This window comes from Nodosilinea sp. FACHB-131 (genome assembly GCF_014695395.1).
Classification (GTDB): domain Bacteria; phylum Cyanobacteriota; class Cyanobacteriia; order Phormidesmidales; family Phormidesmidaceae; genus Nodosilinea.
The window spans coordinates 207,499-225,626 of record NZ_JACJOF010000025.1 but is presented as its reverse complement, the minus strand read 5'-3'; the positions used below and the strand labels follow the sequence as shown (position 1 = coordinate 225,626).

At 49.5% G+C, this 18,128-nt stretch carries 14 protein-coding genes and 2 pseudogenes; 15 read left to right on the top strand and 1 reads right to left on the bottom strand.

The window, feature by feature from the left end:
* From H6F75_RS16105 to H6F75_RS28840, 6 genes and pseudogenes are all read left to right on the top strand, one after another.
* A pseudogene (locus tag H6F75_RS16105) lies at positions 1–126 on the top strand (IS1 family transposase); the annotation flags it as partial.
* A 493-nt stretch (positions 127–619) separates the two neighbouring features.
* Positions 620–1,003 (top strand): hypothetical protein, encoded by a 384-nt coding sequence (locus H6F75_RS16100; RefSeq protein WP_190753475.1) that lies wholly within the window; start codon positions 620–622, stop codon positions 1,001–1,003.
* Between the two features lie 741 nt (positions 1,004–1,744).
* Positions 1,745–3,451 carry a hypothetical protein gene (locus tag H6F75_RS16090; RefSeq protein ID WP_190753473.1) on the top strand — a complete coding sequence of 569 codons (1,707 nt, stop codon included), beginning with the start codon at positions 1,745–1,747 and terminating at the stop codon, positions 3,449–3,451.
* Between the two features lie 1,084 nt (positions 3,452–4,535).
* Entirely contained in the window at positions 4,536–5,747 is a 1,212-nt protein-coding gene (locus tag H6F75_RS16085) for a sodium-dependent bicarbonate transport family permease (protein WP_190753472.1), read from the top strand.
* 83 nt (positions 5,748–5,830) lie between these two features.
* Positions 5,831–6,163 carry a hypothetical protein gene (locus tag H6F75_RS16080; RefSeq protein WP_190753471.1) on the top strand — a complete coding sequence of 111 codons (333 nt, stop codon included), beginning with the start codon at positions 5,831–5,833 and terminating at the stop codon, positions 6,161–6,163.
* A gap of 161 nt (positions 6,164–6,324) precedes the next feature.
* Positions 6,325–6,576, top strand: a pseudogene (locus H6F75_RS28840) (sodium-dependent bicarbonate transport family permease); the annotation flags it as partial.
* A 25-nt stretch (positions 6,577–6,601) separates the two neighbouring features.
* On the opposite strand, the gene H6F75_RS16075 reads toward H6F75_RS28840, so the two are convergent.
* Positions 6,602–7,660: an AI-2E family transporter gene (locus H6F75_RS16075; protein WP_190753470.1), complete on the bottom strand. Its 1,059-nt coding sequence runs from the start codon at positions 7,658–7,660 to the stop codon at positions 6,602–6,604.
* A gap of 688 nt (positions 7,661–8,348) precedes the next feature.
* Here H6F75_RS16075 and H6F75_RS16070 point away from each other — a divergent pair.
* From H6F75_RS16070 to H6F75_RS16030, 9 genes are all read left to right on the top strand, one after another.
* Positions 8,349–9,635 (top strand): DUF389 domain-containing protein, encoded by a 1,287-nt coding sequence (locus H6F75_RS16070; protein ID WP_190753469.1) that lies wholly within the window; start codon positions 8,349–8,351, stop codon positions 9,633–9,635.
* Positions 9,636–9,650: 15 nt separating this feature from the next.
* The gene (locus H6F75_RS16065) at positions 9,651–10,466 is read left to right on the top strand and encodes a potassium channel family protein (RefSeq protein ID WP_190753468.1); all 816 of its coding nucleotides are present in this window, start codon (positions 9,651–9,653) and stop codon (positions 10,464–10,466) included.
* Between the two features lie 60 nt (positions 10,467–10,526).
* Entirely contained in the window at positions 10,527–11,537 is a 1,011-nt protein-coding gene (locus H6F75_RS16060) for a mechanosensitive ion channel family protein (RefSeq protein ID WP_190753467.1), read from the top strand.
* A 3-nt stretch (positions 11,538–11,540) separates the two neighbouring features.
* Positions 11,541–12,872: a DUF2254 domain-containing protein gene (locus H6F75_RS16055; RefSeq protein WP_190753466.1), complete on the top strand. Its 1,332-nt coding sequence runs from the start codon at positions 11,541–11,543 to the stop codon at positions 12,870–12,872.
* A 109-nt stretch (positions 12,873–12,981) separates the two neighbouring features.
* Positions 12,982–13,281 (top strand): hypothetical protein, encoded by a 300-nt coding sequence (locus H6F75_RS16050; protein WP_199303968.1) that lies wholly within the window; start codon positions 12,982–12,984, stop codon positions 13,279–13,281.
* Positions 13,282–13,328: 47 nt separating this feature from the next.
* Entirely contained in the window at positions 13,329–13,898 is a 570-nt protein-coding gene (locus H6F75_RS16045; RefSeq protein WP_190753465.1) for a hypothetical protein, read from the top strand.
* Positions 13,899–14,133: 235 nt separating this feature from the next.
* Positions 14,134–14,508 carry a response regulator gene (locus H6F75_RS16040; protein WP_190753464.1) on the top strand — a complete coding sequence of 125 codons (375 nt, stop codon included), beginning with the start codon at positions 14,134–14,136 and terminating at the stop codon, positions 14,506–14,508.
* 187 nt (positions 14,509–14,695) lie between these two features.
* Positions 14,696–16,075 carry a HAMP domain-containing sensor histidine kinase gene (locus tag H6F75_RS16035; protein WP_242020044.1) on the top strand — a complete coding sequence of 460 codons (1,380 nt, stop codon included), beginning with the start codon at positions 14,696–14,698 and terminating at the stop codon, positions 16,073–16,075.
* 695 nt (positions 16,076–16,770) lie between these two features.
* Entirely contained in the window at positions 16,771–17,850 is a 1,080-nt protein-coding gene (locus H6F75_RS16030; protein WP_190753463.1) for a DUF389 domain-containing protein, read from the top strand.
* Positions 17,851–18,128 lie beyond the last annotated feature (278 nt).

Sequence of the window (18,128 nt, the reverse complement as noted above, 5' to 3'; positions counted from 1 at the left end):
AATACCCTCAGACAGCGGGTTTCACGCTTTGTCAGACGCAGCTTAGCCTTCTCGAAGAGTCTACGTAATCACATTGGCCTGTTATGGAATTTTATTCACCACTACAACGCATCGTTACCTCTCTAGTACTACCTTAATTCATTGGGTGCCTCTGCAACCGATTCATGATTCTGCTACCCCCGTACTGTTCGGAGATGAACTTATCGAGACCGAATGGCATCAACTCAAAGCCCATGAGATTTGAGGCGCGATGTTTGAGCATACTTATGACCTAGCGATGGGCATGATGGCTGGATTGAACCACCGAGGTGCTAAAGCAGGCTATGCCCTCAAAGGCTTTAATCTTGACTCGTATCGTCAAAATTAATCTAGATTTCTGACGACCTAGCAGGACTATGTTTATTTAGGGCCACCTATGTATTCTGCAACACATCGATTTGCTTATATGAGTGATTCTGGTGACTAAGTTATTCAAGGAACGGTATCGGTAACCTGCTTTAAAGCAGGGTATGAATTCAATTATGAAAATTTGAGGATGAGCTTATCTGTAGAGGAACAATCCCTTTCACGGCTTGTCTACAGTATCGGTAGTCTATAGGCTTGGAGAAGAATATCGTTTATGGAAACTACTCTTCGACTTCGAAAATTAGGTTTAGCGACTGCGCTGACATCATTTGCACTCGTAGCTTACGTCCTTGTCGTTAGCGTTGTTCCACAACCCACAGTTAACAACACTGATGTAGTTTCTGGTCGAGTCAGTCAAGTTATGGGTGGCGGTGTCAATGATGTAGTGATCACCCTCGAAGGTGATGACCGTATCTACTACATCAACCGTGGACAAGAGCGTGGTGTCGCTCTTAATCACCTTGCTCAGCAGCTTACAGGAGAGCAAATCGAGTTACATGCGATACGGCTTATGTGGTCTCCTCTTAACCCCTCCCGCCGTGTAGTACCCGTTGGGCGTGTGACACTTGAACAAAAGGTTTTGTTCACAGACTTTTAGGGAACGTCCGCGTAGGGTAGCACCTCCAACACAGCGGTGCAGCAGAAACCCATAAGCTTCTAGGTTTGAGCTTATGGGATTTGGTGGCAAGTGCATTATTGCAGTGGGAAGCGATTAGGTTCCTGGAGAGGAACAATGGGAACCGATGCATGCCGCTGTCGTCAATGGTTCCATCCCTTGCTCAGCAAAACTTTTTAAATTAATCATCCAAAATAAAAACTCATCCAGAGTTGGGATTAGATTAGGTTCGCTTAGGTTTCGTAGCCCTAGGCTATCCATATTGGGATTGCATCCTCAGCCAGTTCCTAATGACAAGCAGTAATTCTTTAGCTCATATAGGAATTAAGACTACCCTGATCATCTTGATATCAGTCGGGTTAACGGTTACCTCTTTGCGCTACAAGCAACCGGCTCATTGTGAAACACTTTGCACGGATGCTCAATCCTGCCAGATTGGACAGTGCAGGTTTGGTGAGCAAAGGGCGGGCTTTCCCCTGCCGTTTGTTCAAGATAAGGAAACCGATTCCCCTACAACTGGTTGGGGTAAGGTCGGGCCGGAGGATTATCTCTATGTAAGTCTTGGGGCATTCGCCCTCAATGTTGCCCTTTACAGTCTCACCCTATGGCTGTTTCAAAGGTTGCTTAAAGGGCTTTTTTCGTCGTTTCAAGCCTAATTCAGCATCAAGGGTGCATTGCTAGACAGTACTCCCTTACTCAAATCCTTATTTCTATAGAGTCACTATGAAATCCAACCTGCTCTGTGCCAAACTTCTCCTCCTGGCCGCCCTGCCCGCTCTTGGAATGCTCACCCCAAAACAAGCGATCGCCCTACCCGCTCCCGATCTGCAAGCCAGATTGTTGTCAGACATCGCGTTTCAATATGCAAAGCTGGGTGATTCGCAACAGGCCGTCGCTATTTCCGAGCAGGCCCTAGAGGCAACAGCGGAAACGGAACCCTGCTTCAAAGCCAATACTCTAGCAAGAGTAGCAGGTAGCTATTGGCTAATCGGGCAGGAGGCAGAGGGCCAGCGACGGGTTACAGAGGCGATTGAAACCGCCGAGGCTCAAGCGGCAACTGGATGTAGCAGCAGCGGCACCTCTCCGACCGAATCGTTGATGTATCGGGCTAGGGAATTTGCCGATGAGGGACAGTTTGAGTTAGCGATCGCGCTAGGCAGCGGGATGGGAGACCCACTCGCCCTGTCGGAAATTGCAGCTGATTTGTTGGACGTAGGACAATCCCAGCGAGCGGACGAGCTATTGAAAGAAGCGATCGCTCAGACGCAAAAGATTGACGATGCCTACTATCAGACGCAAACGTTAAGCAATATGAGCATGAATCTGGCTCTAGCAGGGCACCCTGAACCGGCAAAGGCGTTACTGGAACAGGCGATTCTGAGTGCGGCAACCATAGATACCAAAACCCTTGAAAGGGATTCATTACAGGGAAGTGCTTTCCTCTGGACGGCTCAACAGTTTGTGGAGTTAGGCGCAAATGACCGGGCGATCGCGCTTCTCGATCAAACCGTTCCCAAAATTCGCAACCGTTCCACAGAGCCGTTCCCCCTCGATAAAGTGACTCAGTTTGTCAAGGCGGCGCTCCTTTACCAGCAGCTAGGTTTGAATGACAAAGCCGTGGCGATACTGGCGGAAGCCTATCAGGTTGGGAGAGCCATTGCCCCCGATAATGCCCTTCGCGGTCGAGCCGATGCGGATGCGCTAGGTCAAGTAGCCGTTGGCTATGCCAAACTTGGCGACTTCGAGCGAGCCATGCAGATCGTCGAGGAAATCCAGCCGGTCAGCGAGCGGCAGGGGGCATTGGGAGATATTGCGATCGCCTATGCCGCAGCAGGTAATCTGGAAGCAGCCGTCAAGCTGGCGGAGTCTAACCCCAACCGTAACAGTGCGATGATCGGCATCGTCAGACACTATTTGCAAGAAAAGCAGCCGGATCAGGCGTGGCAGGTTGTCCAAGCCCAGCAGGTCAAAGGCATTTTGTCAGAAGTGGCAGTTGGGTATCTCGACGTAGAGCAGCCTGAGCAGGCATTGCAACTTGTTCAAACCGGTAACGTGGAAGGATTTACGCCAGATATCGTGCAGGGCTATGCTGAATCTGGGCAACCGGAGCAGGCTATGGAGCTGGCTCAAAGTGAGGAAAACCTGTGGCTCCTGCCCTCAGTAGTGCAAGAATTTGCTCAGCAGGGGCAGTTTGATGCTGCTCTGCAAACGGCTCAATCCATATCCGATCCGGTCGACCGCGCACAGGCACTCCTTACGATCGCTCGTGCTTATACTGAGTCACCGGCTGAGGCACAAGGAATACGGCGGTTCGTGACGCGGACGCAGGATAGGATTGTTGGGCTGTTTGGCACCTCCGACCGTGAACGAGCAGCCGAGGTGTTGGTGCAAGCTCTACAAGCGACTCAGTCTATCTCCTCAGTGGAATAAGAGTTACAGAACGCAATCAGTCATTTTTGCGTTCTGTAACCGTTGTGCTACTTGCACATGCTCACCCCTTGCTTTCGACCGAGGGCAGAGGCCTTGGGTAGTTTAGGGCAGGGTGGGTTGAGTAGTTGCCTGTGCGCGCAATTAGCCGATCTGGATTACTGATGCTGTTTTGTGGCTCGGGACAACTCTGCGGCCAGATCAGGGGCTACTCTAGGCGCTAGAGACTACAGCCTTCCACTCCACCGTGCTCTTGAGGTTGGCATCTATGTCAGGTTTGAGCGACCCAGTCTCTCTTCTTAAGATACTTTGTGGGTTCGGTCTTCTATTGGTGGTGGAGTAGTTTAACCTCGCCAGTTACGGTCCGTCCACGACTCCTATGCCGGCAACAACTCCCCCCAAATATGGGTTGATTAGCAGTAGGTCTTCGAGTTCGTGATGCAATATCTGTGATCGGATTGTTGCCCAATAAGAGCGATCGCAGCTTTGTCAAAGGTTGCAGCGGTGCGACATCGACAATCCGATGGCTAGGTATAACTTTGGCTAGTTCGCTTACGGCAATGGTGATCGGTCAACTGCTGCAATAGGCCATCAACCTAGCTCGCATCGCCTCCATGCGTAGCAAATGTCTTAACCCGACTACAAATAAACTCTAGAGCCGTCTCAAATCGGCTAAGGGCGGGTCGCAGATGCGGTTATGGCCAGTAACAGGTCGCATTGAGAAAACTCTGTGACTGCAATTTACATCATCCAGGTATATGCCAGAGAGCGTTACATAAAAGAAAAACTTATGGTTTGGATTGGATATTGCGTTTCAAATCCATGTCTCTGTTGCGCAAAAGTCTGTGACTTCAGTATAGACTTAGTCACATAGAGATTTGACTCTTGATAGATTCAAATCTATTCAAGGTGCTGCGGGACAGCAACACCTTCCGGCCCCATTCAGAGAGTGGCAATCTCTGAACACCTTGTCGGCAGGTTCTCGCGTAACACCTGTGCTGTAGGGGTGCAACGATTCACTCTTACTTGTTAAAGCTCACTCATCACAATAATTACCCCCTCGTTGAGGAGGCGGAAGGAGGTTTTAGTGGAGTTTTTGTCCCTTTTCTTTACAGACTTCGTGGCGCAGTTGCAGTCCCCGACGCTTGGCTTTCTGATTGGCGGTATCGTCATTGCCGCTCTCGGTAGCGAACTGCAAATTCCAGATGCGATCTATAAGTTCATCGTTTTCATGCTGCTCATCAAAGTCGGTCTGACCGGCGGTATGGCCGTTCGCAATGCCAACCTGACGGAGATGCTGTTACCCGCACTGTTCGCTGTGGTAACGGGGGTCTTGATCGTGCTCATCGGGCGTTACACGTTCGCCAAGTTACCTGGCATCAAAGTCGTGGATGCCGTTGCAACCGGGGGCTTGTTCGGTGCTGTGAGTGGTTCTACCATGGTCGCTGGCATCACGGTACTGGAAGGGCAAGGCATCGAATATGAGGCCTGGGCCGGCGCACTCTATCCCTTTATGGACATCCCAGCGCTCGTGACAGCGATCGTCATAGCTAGCATCTATACCAACAAGCAGAAGCGCGACAAGTATCTCAAAAATGAGAAGTATCTCAAAAATGAGGAGTACATCGGCAAGCAGCCGGTTGCCGCAGGCGGGGCTCCCATCAATCAGCCCATTCCCGCAGTTGCCGCAGGTGGATATCCCATCGACCAGCGCAGCACTACAAGTGAATATCCTGGCGAGTCGGGCAGTAGAGCAGGCGGATATTCCACCGGGTCGGCCAACACCCCAAGCAATCGAGTCAAGATTTGGCCCATCGTGAAGGAAAGCATCCAGGGATCTGCCCTGTCAGCATTGCTGCTCGGTCTCGCTTTAGGCATCCTAACCCGGCCGGAAAGTGTCTATGAGAGCTTCTACGATCCGCTCTTCCGTGGCCTACTTTCGATTTTGATGCTGATCATGGGCATGGAGGCCTGGGCAAGACTCAACGAGCTGCGCCAGGTGGCCCAGTGGTACGCCCTATATGCCTTTGTGGCACCCTTTGTGCATGGGTTTATTGCCTTCGGCCTTGGCATGATTGCCCACTATGCAACGGGATTCAGCGCTGGCGGCGTCGCGCTCCTAGCCGTCATTGCCGCCTCCAGTTCAGATATCTCAGGGCCGCCCACGTTACGGGCTGGTATCCCGTCGGCCAATCCGTCCGCCTATATTGGCGCGTCCACAGCCATCGGCACGCCGGTTGCGATCGCATTGTGCATACCACTCTTCGTCGGGCTCGCCCAGGCAATGGCGGGTGGCTAATCTCAAGCGGGTTGGTCTGCCGGTGCTTCCCTGGCCCGGTGACCTAGTGGTTCAATGAATATATTTGTAAGGAGGTAACCTACATGGCCAAGTCGGCTAAAAAGCTCGTTCTCATCACCGAGAAATTGCTGCTGAAGAAGATCGCCCAGATCATCGACGAAGCCGGGGCAACTGGTTATACGGTGTTAGAGACTGGCGGTAAAGGCAGTCGCAACGTGCGCTCGTCGGGACAACCCAGCGTTTCTGACACCGAGTCAAATATAAAGTTCGAGGTGCTTACTGAAAATCAGGATATGGCCGAGAAAATTGCAGACAGGGTCGCAGTGCAATTTTTCAACGATTATGCGGGCATTGCCTATATCTGCGACGCGGAGGTACTGTACGGGCACAGTTTCTGTGGGCCAGACGGCTGTTAAATTGAAACAACGCAAACCTAAAAAGCCGGGGTCATGCCCCGGCTTTTTAGTAGCTGTATTTCCCCTGCTTGCAAGACGTTGAAGACGACGAAGTCGGTAGTCAGACTGATGAGCCGCATGCAAGAGGCGACGGACTAACGACTGCAAATCATATGGGAACCCTGTCGGAACGTCTCCAGGGTTCTGCCCTCGGCCTGCCCACCCAACTCGAAAGCGTCTATGAAAGCTTCTACGACCCCTCTTCCGCAGCCTGCTTTCGATCCTGATGCTGATCGTAGCTATAGAGGTCCGGCCAAAACTTGGCGAACTGAGCTAGGTAGCCCGGTGGTACGTTGTCTATGTTGCATGGGTTCATCGCCTTCGGTTTTGATATGGTTGCTCACTACGCGGTGGAATTCAGCGGTGGCGACATCGCGCTCTTGGCCCAGCGACTTATGCCTATTGCTGGTGCAGCTGATCTCGGCTTGGGGTACGGGGGGTTTGCCAAGAATCCATCACATCTTTGACCAGCACTTCTTGCAGCCAAATTTGCACCACGATCAGCAGTGGAACAGCCAAAAATAGCCCCAGCAACCCAAACAAGGCTGCAAATATGACGACCGAAAGCAGCGTGAACAGGGGCATAAGTGATACAGCCCGTTTCATGAGTATGGGCATTAAAGCCAGGCTTTCAAACTGCTGGATCAAGAAGTACAGGATCAGCACGGCAAACCCTTTCCAGGGAGCATCTAGCAGGGCTAATAGGATCGGTGGAACAGCACTAATAATGGGGCCGACGTTAGGAATAATCTCTAGCAGCCCAGCGAGAATAGCGTTGACCAGAGGCAGCGGTACACCCAAAATTAGCAGCCCAATATAGCTCAGGGTACCGATCGTAACCATGCCTGCCAGGGTGCCTTGAAACCAGCCCACCAGGGAATGTTCGCACTTGTTTAAAATTTCGTTTACGCGATCGCGGTAGAAAGCGGGAAAGGCGGCGATGACAGTGCGCCGGTAGGAGCCCGGATTGACCAGCAACATGACGGTAGCCGCTAGCACGAGAAATAGGTTGACTACCGCGTTGATCGACGAGTTAAGGATGAGGAAAAAGTTGCCAAATGTGCTAGATATCAGCGCTTGGGCTTGGTCTAGCAGGCGGTCTACCCCCTGGTTTTCTCCCAGGGCCATGCCGGGAATGCGGCCCTGAAACCATTCGTAACTGGTACTTAGGCGTTCGAGCGCCGCTGGCAGTAACCCACTTAAATTTTGAAGTTGGTCAATAAATCGGGGCAAAATGATGGCAAAGAGGCCAAAGACAATCAGCAGCAGCAGGGCAATGGTGATTGCGATCGCCAGTCCCCGTTTAATCCGCAGCCGCCGTAAGACTCGCACCACCCGGTTTAGCACGGTCGCTATCACCACTGCCGCAAACAATAGCAGCAGCACCTGACGAATTTCCCAAAGAAAATAGATAGAGACCCCTAGTGCCAGCAGGCCGACCCATTTTCCTAGCTGCATAGGTCTGTCTCCAGTCGTCCAAGATAATGCTTGTGAGCTACTCCAGATGACGAATTACTGCCATCCCAAATTATTTCTCACCTGGCCCGATAGTAAGCGGTTTGAGCTGGTCCTGCCTCTGTTTAAGGGAACAGTTGTGACGCGTCACTCTGTAGCTTTGGCGCGATCGGGTCGGGTTAAGTTTGGGCTCGTTTTGGCCCGCGCGATCGCAGCTAGATTTGAAGGGTCATGAGGGATATCAGTATAAAAAGTAAATGCAGCAACCGTTTAATCGCTTATCTGGCCCAAAAGGTACACGACTTTGATCCCATTAACGATTAGGGTCTGGGTGAAACGAAAGATTTAGGAGACCAGTGATGAAACCTCGTTTCGGTTCTGCTTTAGCAAGCAGCAATGCTTCGCGACGCCTAGCCTCTGCAGCAGTCAGGACTACTGTCAATAAGTTGCACCGCCGATTCCTCAGTATGCAATGGAGGGTGTTGCTGTAAGAACTATGGCCGGAATTGTTGTTGACTATGCCGATCGATGAGTGTTGAACCCAACCCGTCCTGCAAATTGCGGCGAAGTCGTGGCATTAATTCATCAGCACTTGTCAGTATCGCCAATTCATCAGCTCAGCTTCAACGGAGCTAATAGCTTGATGCTAAAGAATTAAAACAACGCTTCTGTCAGAGGATGAAAAAAAGCAATGCGACAGCTTCTTGTACAAGTGCCGCAGGGATATGGAAAAACTGTTTTAGAGATCGCGAAAGTCTGTGACGGCACTAACCTGGCAAAAATTGAAGCGACGGGAGTGCAGCAACCGTTGGACTTGGTATTTGTTCATGTTTCTAACGGCAAGCTTGAAAAGCTGCTTGAGAAACTGCAAGATCTACCGGATTTAAGCTTTACGCTGCTGCCTACTGGGATTATGGCGCTCCATCCACCTGCCGATGCTGCTGCTACTCAGGTGACAAATGTTGAAGAGCGTAGCCCGATTGAAATCTTTCTTTCAGGTCTGCAAAGTACTGGGTCTTGGAAAGGCTTTATCAGCTACGCAGCAATAGCCGGAGTCATCGTGTGGATAGGCTTGTATACCAGCACAAGTTACCTCTTGGTAGCCGCAATGTTGCTGGCTCCATTTGCTGGTCCCGCGATGAATACCGCTCTGGCAACCGCAAGGGGGGATCGCCAACTGCTCCGGCGCAGCATTGTCCGATATTTTGCCGCCTTAGGCGTGACGATCGCGACCACTGCTTTGCTCAGTTGGATACTCCAGCAGCAGATTCCATCTAATTTGATGATCGACAGCAGCCAAATTTCCACCGTTTCGGTTTTGATTCCGCTGGCAGCGGGAGCAGCGGGAGCGTTGACTTTGATCCAGTCCGATCGCAGTAGTTTGGTGTCGGGAGCCGCTACTGGAATGCTCGTTGCAGCATCACTGGCTCCACCCGCAGGCATTGTCGGCATGGCAGGGGCGATCGGGCGTTGGGATTTAGTCACCAATGGACTCTTTTTACTACTACTACAACTAGGTGGTATCAATTTCTCTGCCGCCCTGTTGTTTCGCTTGTTTGGAGGATTATCCACTCAAGGGGCGCGTTATCGGCGTGGGCAACGTGGTGTGTTTCCCATCTCAGTGGGGCTAAGCGCGATCGTGCTGGCCGGTTTGCTGAGTTGGCAATTTTCTAGTCATCCAAATTTAGAACGTTCCAGTCGTGCTCAGCGGGTAAATGCTGAATTGCAGCAGGTTGTGCAGCAGAGTGATTCTGCTCAACTGGTCGAATCCAATGTGCGTTTTACCAGAGCCAATATTCAGGGGCAAAATACCTTGCTGTGCGTGGTCTATGTTCAGCGCCAGCCAAACGCGGCTCGATCGACTGAACAAATCCGCGCTGATTTGACTCAAGCCATTCAAGCTCACCTGTTAGCCCAAGGTTTCAATGCGACGCCCCTAGTCAACGTGATTGTGCTAGAAACGCCGCCTGAACTATGACATTGAATTATCGTGATGCAACCTTTGGAACGAGCCGAAAAGCAAGCAGTAGAACACGAGCAACAGCAAATCTTGCAGCAGCTTGAGGATTGGCTGGAAATGCCAATGCTCGTGTTGAGTTTTGCTTGGCTCGGTCTTTTTGTAGTGGAACTAATTTGGGGACTCGCTCCTCTTTTAGATGCAACTAGCTTCCTCATTTGGGGCGCATTTATCCTGGAATTTATTCTTAGACTATCGCTTGCCCCCCGCAAGGCTGCTTATCTTAAAACAAATTGGATTCCAGCCATTGCACTACTTCTACCCGCCTTGCGCGTGTTGCGGTTCATGCGTGTAATGCGAATTTTACAAACTACGCGAGCAGTTCGAGGCTTACGGCTGTTGCGTGTAATGACTCGCACCAATCGCAGTATGCGATCACTCTCAGCCACCTTTGCGCGGCGTGGTTTTGGCTATGTGGTGATGATGACAGCAATTATTACACTGGTTGGAGCTGCGGGAATGTATGCTTTTGAGCAAGATGCTCCAGATTTGCCCGGATTTGATAGCTACAGCACTGCGCTTTGGTGGACAGCAATGCTGATGACCACAATGGGATCAGACTACTTTCCCAAAACAGCAGAAGGTCGCATCCTCTGTTTTCTGCTAGCGCTGTATGCGTTTGCCGTATTCGGTTATGTAACAGCAACGTTAGCCACATTCTTTATCGGACAAGATGCTGACGACGACGAAGCCGAGATTGTCGGAGCAAAATCGATTGACGCCCTGCGAAACGAAATTACAGCCCTGCGAACTGAGATTCAAAGCTTGAGGCAGGAGAATCAACAACCTTAGAGAGAAGTTGGTTCTCCCGGATTCTACTAGTATACAGGTGCTTTCTATGACAGTTGAGCGATGAGTGAAGAAATGTCAAGTCTCCTAGACAGGATGCAGGCAATGGTGAATGGCATCATTATTTTGTTGCCAAACGTGGTGCTGGCGTTGATTGTCTTTGTGATCTTTTTCTTCGTTGCTAGAGCGATCAAGAAAATAGTTAGAAACTTAACGCGTAATCGCCGGCAAGCTCGCAACTTGGGAATGGTGCTGGGACGATTGGCACAAGGCACAACTATTTTAGTGGGCTTGTTCATTGCGCTGACTATCGTGATTCCGTCGCTTAAAGCTAATGACCTTGTGCAGCTACTTGGAATCAGTGGTGTCGCGATTGGCTTTGCGTTTCGAGATATTTTACAGAACTTTTTAGCGGGTATTTTAATATTGCTCACTGAGCCCTTTCAAATTGACGATCAAATCGTGTTTAAGGATTTTGAAGGCACTGTAGAAAATATTGAAACTCGAGCAACGACCATTAGAACTTATGATGGACGGCGAATTGTAATCCCAAATTCTGAGTTATTTACAAATTCTGTCACGGTTAATACCGCGTTTGAGAATCGCCGCCTAGAGTACGATATTGGCATTGGTTACGGTGACGATATTGACGAAGCACGACGGCTCATTCTAGAGGCAATACATGAAACAGACGGAGCCTTGAAAACTCCTGCTCCTGATGCGATTGTAGTTGAATTGGCAGACAGCACTGTTAATATTCGTGCTCGCTGGTGGGTGCAACCCCCTCGTCGCGCAGATGTGCTAGATCTGCAAGACCGAGTGTTGACTAACATTAAAAATAAGTTAACAGTAAGTGGCATCGATTTGCCCTTTCCGACGCAGCAAATCCTATTTCATGACCAGACTGAAGCAACGGATGGCGATCGCACTCGTCAACGCGAAGGTTGGCCCGCTGGGAAAGGTAAAGTGCCGCAGTCACGCAGCATCAGTCGTTCGCTCAATCGCCTTGCCGAGATCAAGGTTCAGGGAAATGGGTCAGGCAGCATGAAGCCTACTCCAGCAGCAGAGGAATAGCAAATGGGAACCAAGTTTGGCAAGCTTTTGGACTCACTGCACTCTAGCTTCTGGTTCATTCCGACCCTAATGGTTGTGCTAGCGATTGGGCTTTCATTTATCACTATTGGCATTGACCAACAGCTAGAAGCCGACATTATTGGTAATTTAGGTTGGGCGTATGCACTGGGTCCTAATGGTTCACGAGCCATTCTCTCTGCGATCGCAGGCTCAATGGTAACCGTTGCCACGACTGCATTCTCTATTACTATCGTGGCGCTTCAGCTTGCGTCTTCACAGTTTGGTCCGCGCCTACTGCGTAACTTTATGCAAGATACCGGTAACCAAATTGTACTAGGAACCTTTATTTCTACCTTTGTTTACAGTCTGATGGTGCTACGAACCATCAATGGTGTTGCCGAGAATGAGTTTGTGCCACATATTGCGGTCACCTGCGGGATTGGATTGGCGATCGCTAGTATTGGTGTTTTAATCTATTTTATTCACCATTCCGCCACTTCCATTCAGGTGGATCACGTCATTTCTAGAGTGGGATGTGAGCTAGATGAAGTAATCGATCGGCTCTTTCCCAAACAGGTAGGACGCGGCGCATCGGAGCATCGAGCAGAACCGTTTGCCTCAGAGATTCCAGCCAATTTTGATCACGAGGCAGCCGCTATTCAATCGACTAGCAGTAACTATATTCAAGCAATCGATACAAAGCAGCTAATGCAAATTGCAACAGAAACCAATATCCTGCTTCAGCTTCAGCGTCGTCCTGGAGACTTTGTGATTAAAGGAAGTCTACTGGCACTCGCCTATCCAGCAGAATCGGGTAGCAAAAAGCTGGTTAAACAAATTAATGATGCCTTTGTCTTAGGTTCGCAGCGCACGGATCAGCAGGATGTCGAATTTTCGATTAATCAACTGGTTGAGATTGCAGTCCGTGCCCTCTCACCCGGCATCAATGACCCGTTCACAGCCATTCGCTGTATTGATCAACTCAGCGCAGCGCTTTGTCACTTAGCACAAAAAGAGATTCCCTCTGCCTATCGTTATGATGACCAAGATAAGCTACGCGTCATAGCAGCACCCGTAACGTTTGCAGATGTTACGGATGCTGCTTTTAATCAGATTCGGCAGTATGGGCAAACAAGCGTGGCAGTTACGATGCGGTTGCTAGAAGCGATCGCTGTCATCGCCCCTTTTACCTATACCAAAGCTGACCGAGCTGCACTGTTGCGTCATGCCAATATGATTGAGCACGGCAGCCAGGAAGGAAGCCCCGAAGAATTAGATCGCCAGGATGTCAAAGAGCGTTATCTAGCCGCCGTGAAAGCGATCGGCCAAGCTTGATTTAAGGAGAAAAGATGGTGTCTAGCAACTGGAAAGGGTGCCGCTTTGCTGCCTGGATTGGGCAAACGCTACTTGTGGTCGCTATTCTTGCCACTGCTATTTAGGGCAAATGGCAAGATGCGATCGCCCTAGCTCTTTTTCTAATCGTCACACACGGCTATATCTAGCAACGATCACTAGCTTTTGTATTGCAATTGGAGCGTTGTGGGAAATTGCTGAATGGTTAGCAGGTAGGATTTTGTTAGCCAATGTGATTGGCAACGTCGATGATGCAGTTGCTGACATGATCATCGACACATTAGGATCAGGATTAGCAGCCATTATCAGCCTTTTGACATTGCAAAAGTGGACAGATTTAAGTGTAGGGGAAGAGGCAATAAAAGATTATCTGGGTCATCATAAACACTGATTTGATGGTCACTTTGTGATTAACGTTAATACTGTTGAGAGAAAACTATGAAATACACATTTTCTATTTTTTTGACTGCTGTGCTAATTAATGTATTTGGTCTGTTGCCAAGTTCGCCAGCAGTCGCTCAATCTGACTACTGCCCTGATCCGGGTCCGATTCCAGCGGCTGAAACTACCCGGGAATTGGAGCTACCCCAGTTCGGCATGACACTCACAATTCCTTCCAACTTCAGAGCAATTCTTCGCAATGACGGCGAAGTTGAGATTGTGAATCCTGGAACTTATCAAGTTCTTACCTGTGTTGCCCAAGGTGGGCGGGCATTAGGACGGGGATATACTTCCATCATTGTTCGCTCAGTCAACAATTCCGAGAATCTTGAGTTGCAGCAATTTGTTGAGCAGAATACCCACTTTAAAGGGCAGATTTTTCCTTACGATTTAGACGATCAAACAGGGTATTTAGTGCAATCACGCTCAGATAGCAGCGCTCAATTCTGGCTACAACCAGTAAATCATTTAGATGTTGTTGTGATTTCAGCAGGCTGTAGCTGTAAAGGGATGCGCGAGCACTTAATTTCAATTTTAGAGCGGTCTAGCCTGACTACCTCCAGATGACTCCTTATCTCCCGATAGCGCCTTCCCGTTAGATAAGCAGACTGCAAGCTTTTAGAAGCAATTTGCGGCAGTGTTGCATCACTGCAGTCGCCGCTCGGATCCGAGCCTGCTAATCGTTTTGAGCTTAGTGTTTGTCAGCAGTAAACCCTGAGCGGAAAACGATTTACCTCTCAAGGTAGATGTTGGTGAATCCTAACCCTGAGACTCTGGATGTGCAGTGTAACTGTTTATACTAGTGCCACATCTTTTGCTGATCGACGACGAAGCCCCACTTTGTGAAAGCCTTGCTTACTCACTGAGAAAAGAAGGTTATGAGGTCACTACAGCACCAGATGGACAAAGCGCAATCAAACAATTTCATAAACAAGTACCCGATGTCATTCTGCTCGATCTGATGATGCCAGAAGTTGATGGAATGGAAGTTTGTTGGCGTATTCGAGCTTTCTCTGATGTCCCTATTCTGATGCTAACGGCTAAAGACCAAGACATAGACAAGGTTCGGGGCTTAGAGGCAGGGGCAGATGATTATGTGACCAAACCTTTCAATACGAGTGAGTTGCTCGCACGCATTAAAGCTGTGCTGCGCCGCCATCATGGGGAATCTGCATAAAGGCGGTTAAAGCATTATGCAGGGGGTGATGACTCAATTGGCTTAAGTCATAAAAACTGTTGCGTCAGATTAGATCACTTGCGACAGACGTGCCATTCACCCAACCATATTTGAACTGATGAAACTGTTTTTCCAAGATTCCTTCACGAGCAGATGGTTAGCGTCCCTTCGGTGGAATTCCATCCACATGAAGCTCTTGTCTACCTACCTGCTCCTGATCGTCTCGGGAACCTCGCTCATGTCTGGTTACATCCTATGGACGTTTTATGCCTTTTTCATGCAGTCCCGTCAGACAGATTTAGAAAACTGGTCAACGGCACTGAGCGAGAGCGTTACAGATGTCCTCGAAGCAAAAGATACGCAAGGGGTACAGCTCATTGTGCAGCGCTACGGGGCACCCGCCAACATCACACTCCGCGTCTTTGATGCCCAAGGTTCGTTGCTAGCTACCTCTGACCCTCAAACGGATCGACAAATCACTAATTGGCTACCGATACCTGGCGTTTCAGAAGCGCTACGTGGTCATGAGGCGCAAGGCGTTGCTAAAGGAGTTTTATCAACGAGCGATCGCATCTATATTGCCAAACCGATGGTTCGCAACGGTCAGTTATTAGGAATATTGCGCATCTCGATTACTTTAGAACAGTTTCAGAAACAGTTTGCCAGCGTGACCTGGACAATTTTAGCCGCCCTTGCTCTTACCATTTTTCTCTGTGCCTTAGTCAGCGATCGTTTAGCTCGGAGCCTCTCTAAACCTATTGAGGTGATGCGAAGCTTTGCGATTCGCGTGGGTGGCGGTCAGTTTGATGACAGACTCACGATTCGTCAAAGCAATGAATTAGACCAACTCGCGACAGAACTGAATCGCATGAGTGCACGATTGAAATCATTGGATGAGGAACGCAGAGTCTTTCTCGCCAATGTTTCCCATGAACTGCGAACCCCTGTCAGCAATGTTCAAGTCACCATTGAGGCGCTGGAGCGTGGCGCTGTAGATGAGCTAGAACTGCGCGATCGCTTCTTCCAAACCATAAAAGAGGAGACGAAGCGGCTTTCGGGCTTGATTCATGATTTGCTAGACCTGGGACGCTTAGAAGCGGGCATCACACTATTAGAAATTCAAGCTATTGCCTTAAAAGGTGTCATTAGCCGTGCGATTAGAGCCATGGAAGTTCGCCTGCAGGCTAAAAACGTGGCTGTACAAGTCGATGTTGAGGATCTTCGAGTGATGGGCGATTCGGAACGCTTATTACAGGCGTTTCTAAATCTTCTAGACAATGCAATTAAGTACTCTACCCCCAATGCTTGTATTTTCATTACGGCCTCTCGTAACAAGCAACAAGCCCTAATTTCAATTCGGGACCAGGGAAGTGGCATTCCTGAAACCAATTTACCTCGCATTTTTGAACAGTTTTACACCACAAGCCACTCTACTAAGCAAAGTGGGGTCGGTCTGGGGCTGGCGATCGCCAAACGCATTATTGAAGCCCATGGCGGCAGCATTACAGCCAATAGCAAACCCGGCCAAGGGGCTGTATTTACGCTTTCTCTGCCTTTAGAGTCATAAGTAGTTGATGCCGTTTTGCCTCGCTTATCTATCTATCTTCACCCTCTGCCGTTTGTTGCAAAAAAAGATGAAAGTTCTCGGGTAAGTTGCCCTACCCGAACAAAATTAACGTAGGTTTCTGCTCCAATTGCTTGCAGTTTCGATCGCATTTAGCTGCGATAAAATCTTGCGGATTGGGATATTCATTCAGAAGTTGATCAAGTTCTGTTCGGAGAGAGAGTAATTCACCTTGCACCAGTGCTGCTTGATATCGATAAAACTCTGGACTAATGCCCGGACGAGTTTCAATATTTTCCAGGTATTGTATTACTCGCTGGAGGTAGCCTGACGAGCAATTGCCTCATCAGTCCCGATCAAAGGTTGAACCGGACGCACATCTACAAAGGCTAACCCTAACCTGATAATTACTGGTAGCAGCGTGTGAGGAATGTGGCGAAATTAGCTAAAAACTTGAGGTAAGGTTGCCACACTTAACGAAACCGAGAGCACTAATAGAAACTGCTTTAGATTAGCTTAGATCGCGCCTTCACCCAATAGGAGTTCAACTGCTATCGGTCCGAAAACGACTTATTTCATAGAGAAATTGCGTTTACCTATAGTCTATTTTTACATGACCTCTGATTCTATATGACCGTTAGAATTGCGGGTAGGATGTTGAGGACAAACGGGAACTTGAAGCTGAGAAGGAGAAGAGTTTGCTGAACGACCTGCGTAGACGTTTCCGGCACTTTCAACGTAAAGAGGCAGAACTAGTCCAATTACAGCAGCTTCAGGCAGACTTGCTAGCAGAAGCTACAGTGGACTCGTCTTACCTAGCTTTAGTTGTTGGTTCCTGTGCAATCGCTACCTTTGGCTTACTGGCAAACAGTGCTGCTGTGATTATTGGGGCAATGATCATTGCCCCGCTGATGCTGCCAATTCGCGGACTGGCCTTTGGTGCTCTGCAGGGAGAAATCCCTCTGTTTCGCAAAGGCATAATTGCCATCATTGTTGGCACTTTATTAGCGGTCGCGATCGCGTTTAGTCTTGGGAAACTGGTCGGTATTCCTAGCTATGATAGCGAAGTGCTTGCCCGCTCAGCGCCTACGCTGTTGGATCTAGGCATTGCGATAGTAGCAGGCGGCATTAGCGGCTATGCCAAGGTACAGCCTAAGATTTCGGGGAGTTTAGCCGGAACTGCGGTCGCGGTCGCTCTAATGCCGCCCATTTGTGTCGTTGGTTTGGGGCTGTCGCAGGCGAACTGGTCGCTGAGTTGGGGGGCAATGCTGCTCTACCTCACAAACCTGCTGGGCATTACGCTTGCTTGTATGCTTGCGTTCTTGTTCGCTGGCTATGCCTCGCTGCGCCGTGCTCATCGGGCATTGCTCTGGACACTCGCATTAACCGCCATGCTGTTTGTCCCACTGGGTATTGGTTTTTTTCGCCTTGTGCGACAGGCACAGTTAGAAACGAGCTTGAAGCAAGCACTGCTCAATCGCACCGTGACCTTTCAGCGCTTGGGGTTGTTAAAAATTCGAACTAATTGGTTAACGGATCCACCAGAAGTATATTTAGATGTGCGCGCTCAAGACCCGATTACGCCCAAGCAAGTGTCTTTGCTGCAAGCCTTTGTCGAGCGCGAAATGAAACAACCCTTCACACTCATTTTCATCGTTGGTCAGGTGCAAGAAGTCAGAGCAGAAGATGTGTCGCCTGTAAGTGAGAACAAAGAAAGTTATTCAGGCAAGACAAACGGTGAAAAGCGAAAAAACATTGTTGAGGAAGTATTTCGCTAAACATCACGGCTCATTTACTTGCACAACTACCCCTAAGTACCAATGGCTCCGAGATACACATGCTTACCCCCTGACTTCCGACTGAAGGTTCTCAAAACAAAGCCCCCGGCGATAGCCAGGGGCAGATGTGAAATTCCATTTACGCCAAACAGCTTACCCCTGCTACCGCCATCACTGACGAGGGCACCATAAGTAGGCAACGGGTAGGACGTCCTGAATCGTAGATGCACCTTAAGAACGAAACCCCCACAGGCCAGCGGTGCCTGTGGGGGTTTCGT

What these genes read in the sequence shown, in the direction of transcription:
- H6F75_RS16100 (WP_190753475.1), top strand. Translation starts at nt 620, where the DNA reads ATGGAAACTACTCTTCGACTTCGAAAATTAGGTTTAGCGACTGCGCTG.
- H6F75_RS16070 (WP_190753469.1), top strand. Translation starts at nt 8,349, where the DNA reads ATGCGACAGCTTCTTGTACAAGTGCCGCAGGGATATGGAAAAACTGTT.
- H6F75_RS16075 (WP_190753470.1), bottom strand. Translation starts at nt 7,660, where the DNA reads ATGCAGCTAGGAAAATGGGTCGGCCTGCTGGCACTAGGGGTCTCTATC.
- H6F75_RS16080 (WP_190753471.1), top strand. Translation starts at nt 5,831, where the DNA reads ATGGCCAAGTCGGCTAAAAAGCTCGTTCTCATCACCGAGAAATTGCTG.
- H6F75_RS16055 (WP_190753466.1), top strand. Translation starts at nt 11,541, where the DNA reads ATGGGAACCAAGTTTGGCAAGCTTTTGGACTCACTGCACTCTAGCTTC.
- H6F75_RS16050 (WP_199303968.1), top strand. Translation starts at nt 12,982, where the DNA reads ATGGCAAGATGCGATCGCCCTAGCTCTTTTTCTAATCGTCACACACGG.
- H6F75_RS16065 (WP_190753468.1), top strand. Translation starts at nt 9,651, where the DNA reads ATGCAACCTTTGGAACGAGCCGAAAAGCAAGCAGTAGAACACGAGCAA.
- H6F75_RS16090 (WP_190753473.1), top strand. Translation starts at nt 1,745, where the DNA reads ATGAAATCCAACCTGCTCTGTGCCAAACTTCTCCTCCTGGCCGCCCTG.
- H6F75_RS16060 (WP_190753467.1), top strand. Translation starts at nt 10,527, where the DNA reads ATGAGTGAAGAAATGTCAAGTCTCCTAGACAGGATGCAGGCAATGGTG.
- H6F75_RS16035 (WP_242020044.1), top strand. Translation starts at nt 14,696, where the DNA reads ATGAAGCTCTTGTCTACCTACCTGCTCCTGATCGTCTCGGGAACCTCG.
- H6F75_RS16045 (WP_190753465.1), top strand. Translation starts at nt 13,329, where the DNA reads ATGAAATACACATTTTCTATTTTTTTGACTGCTGTGCTAATTAATGTA.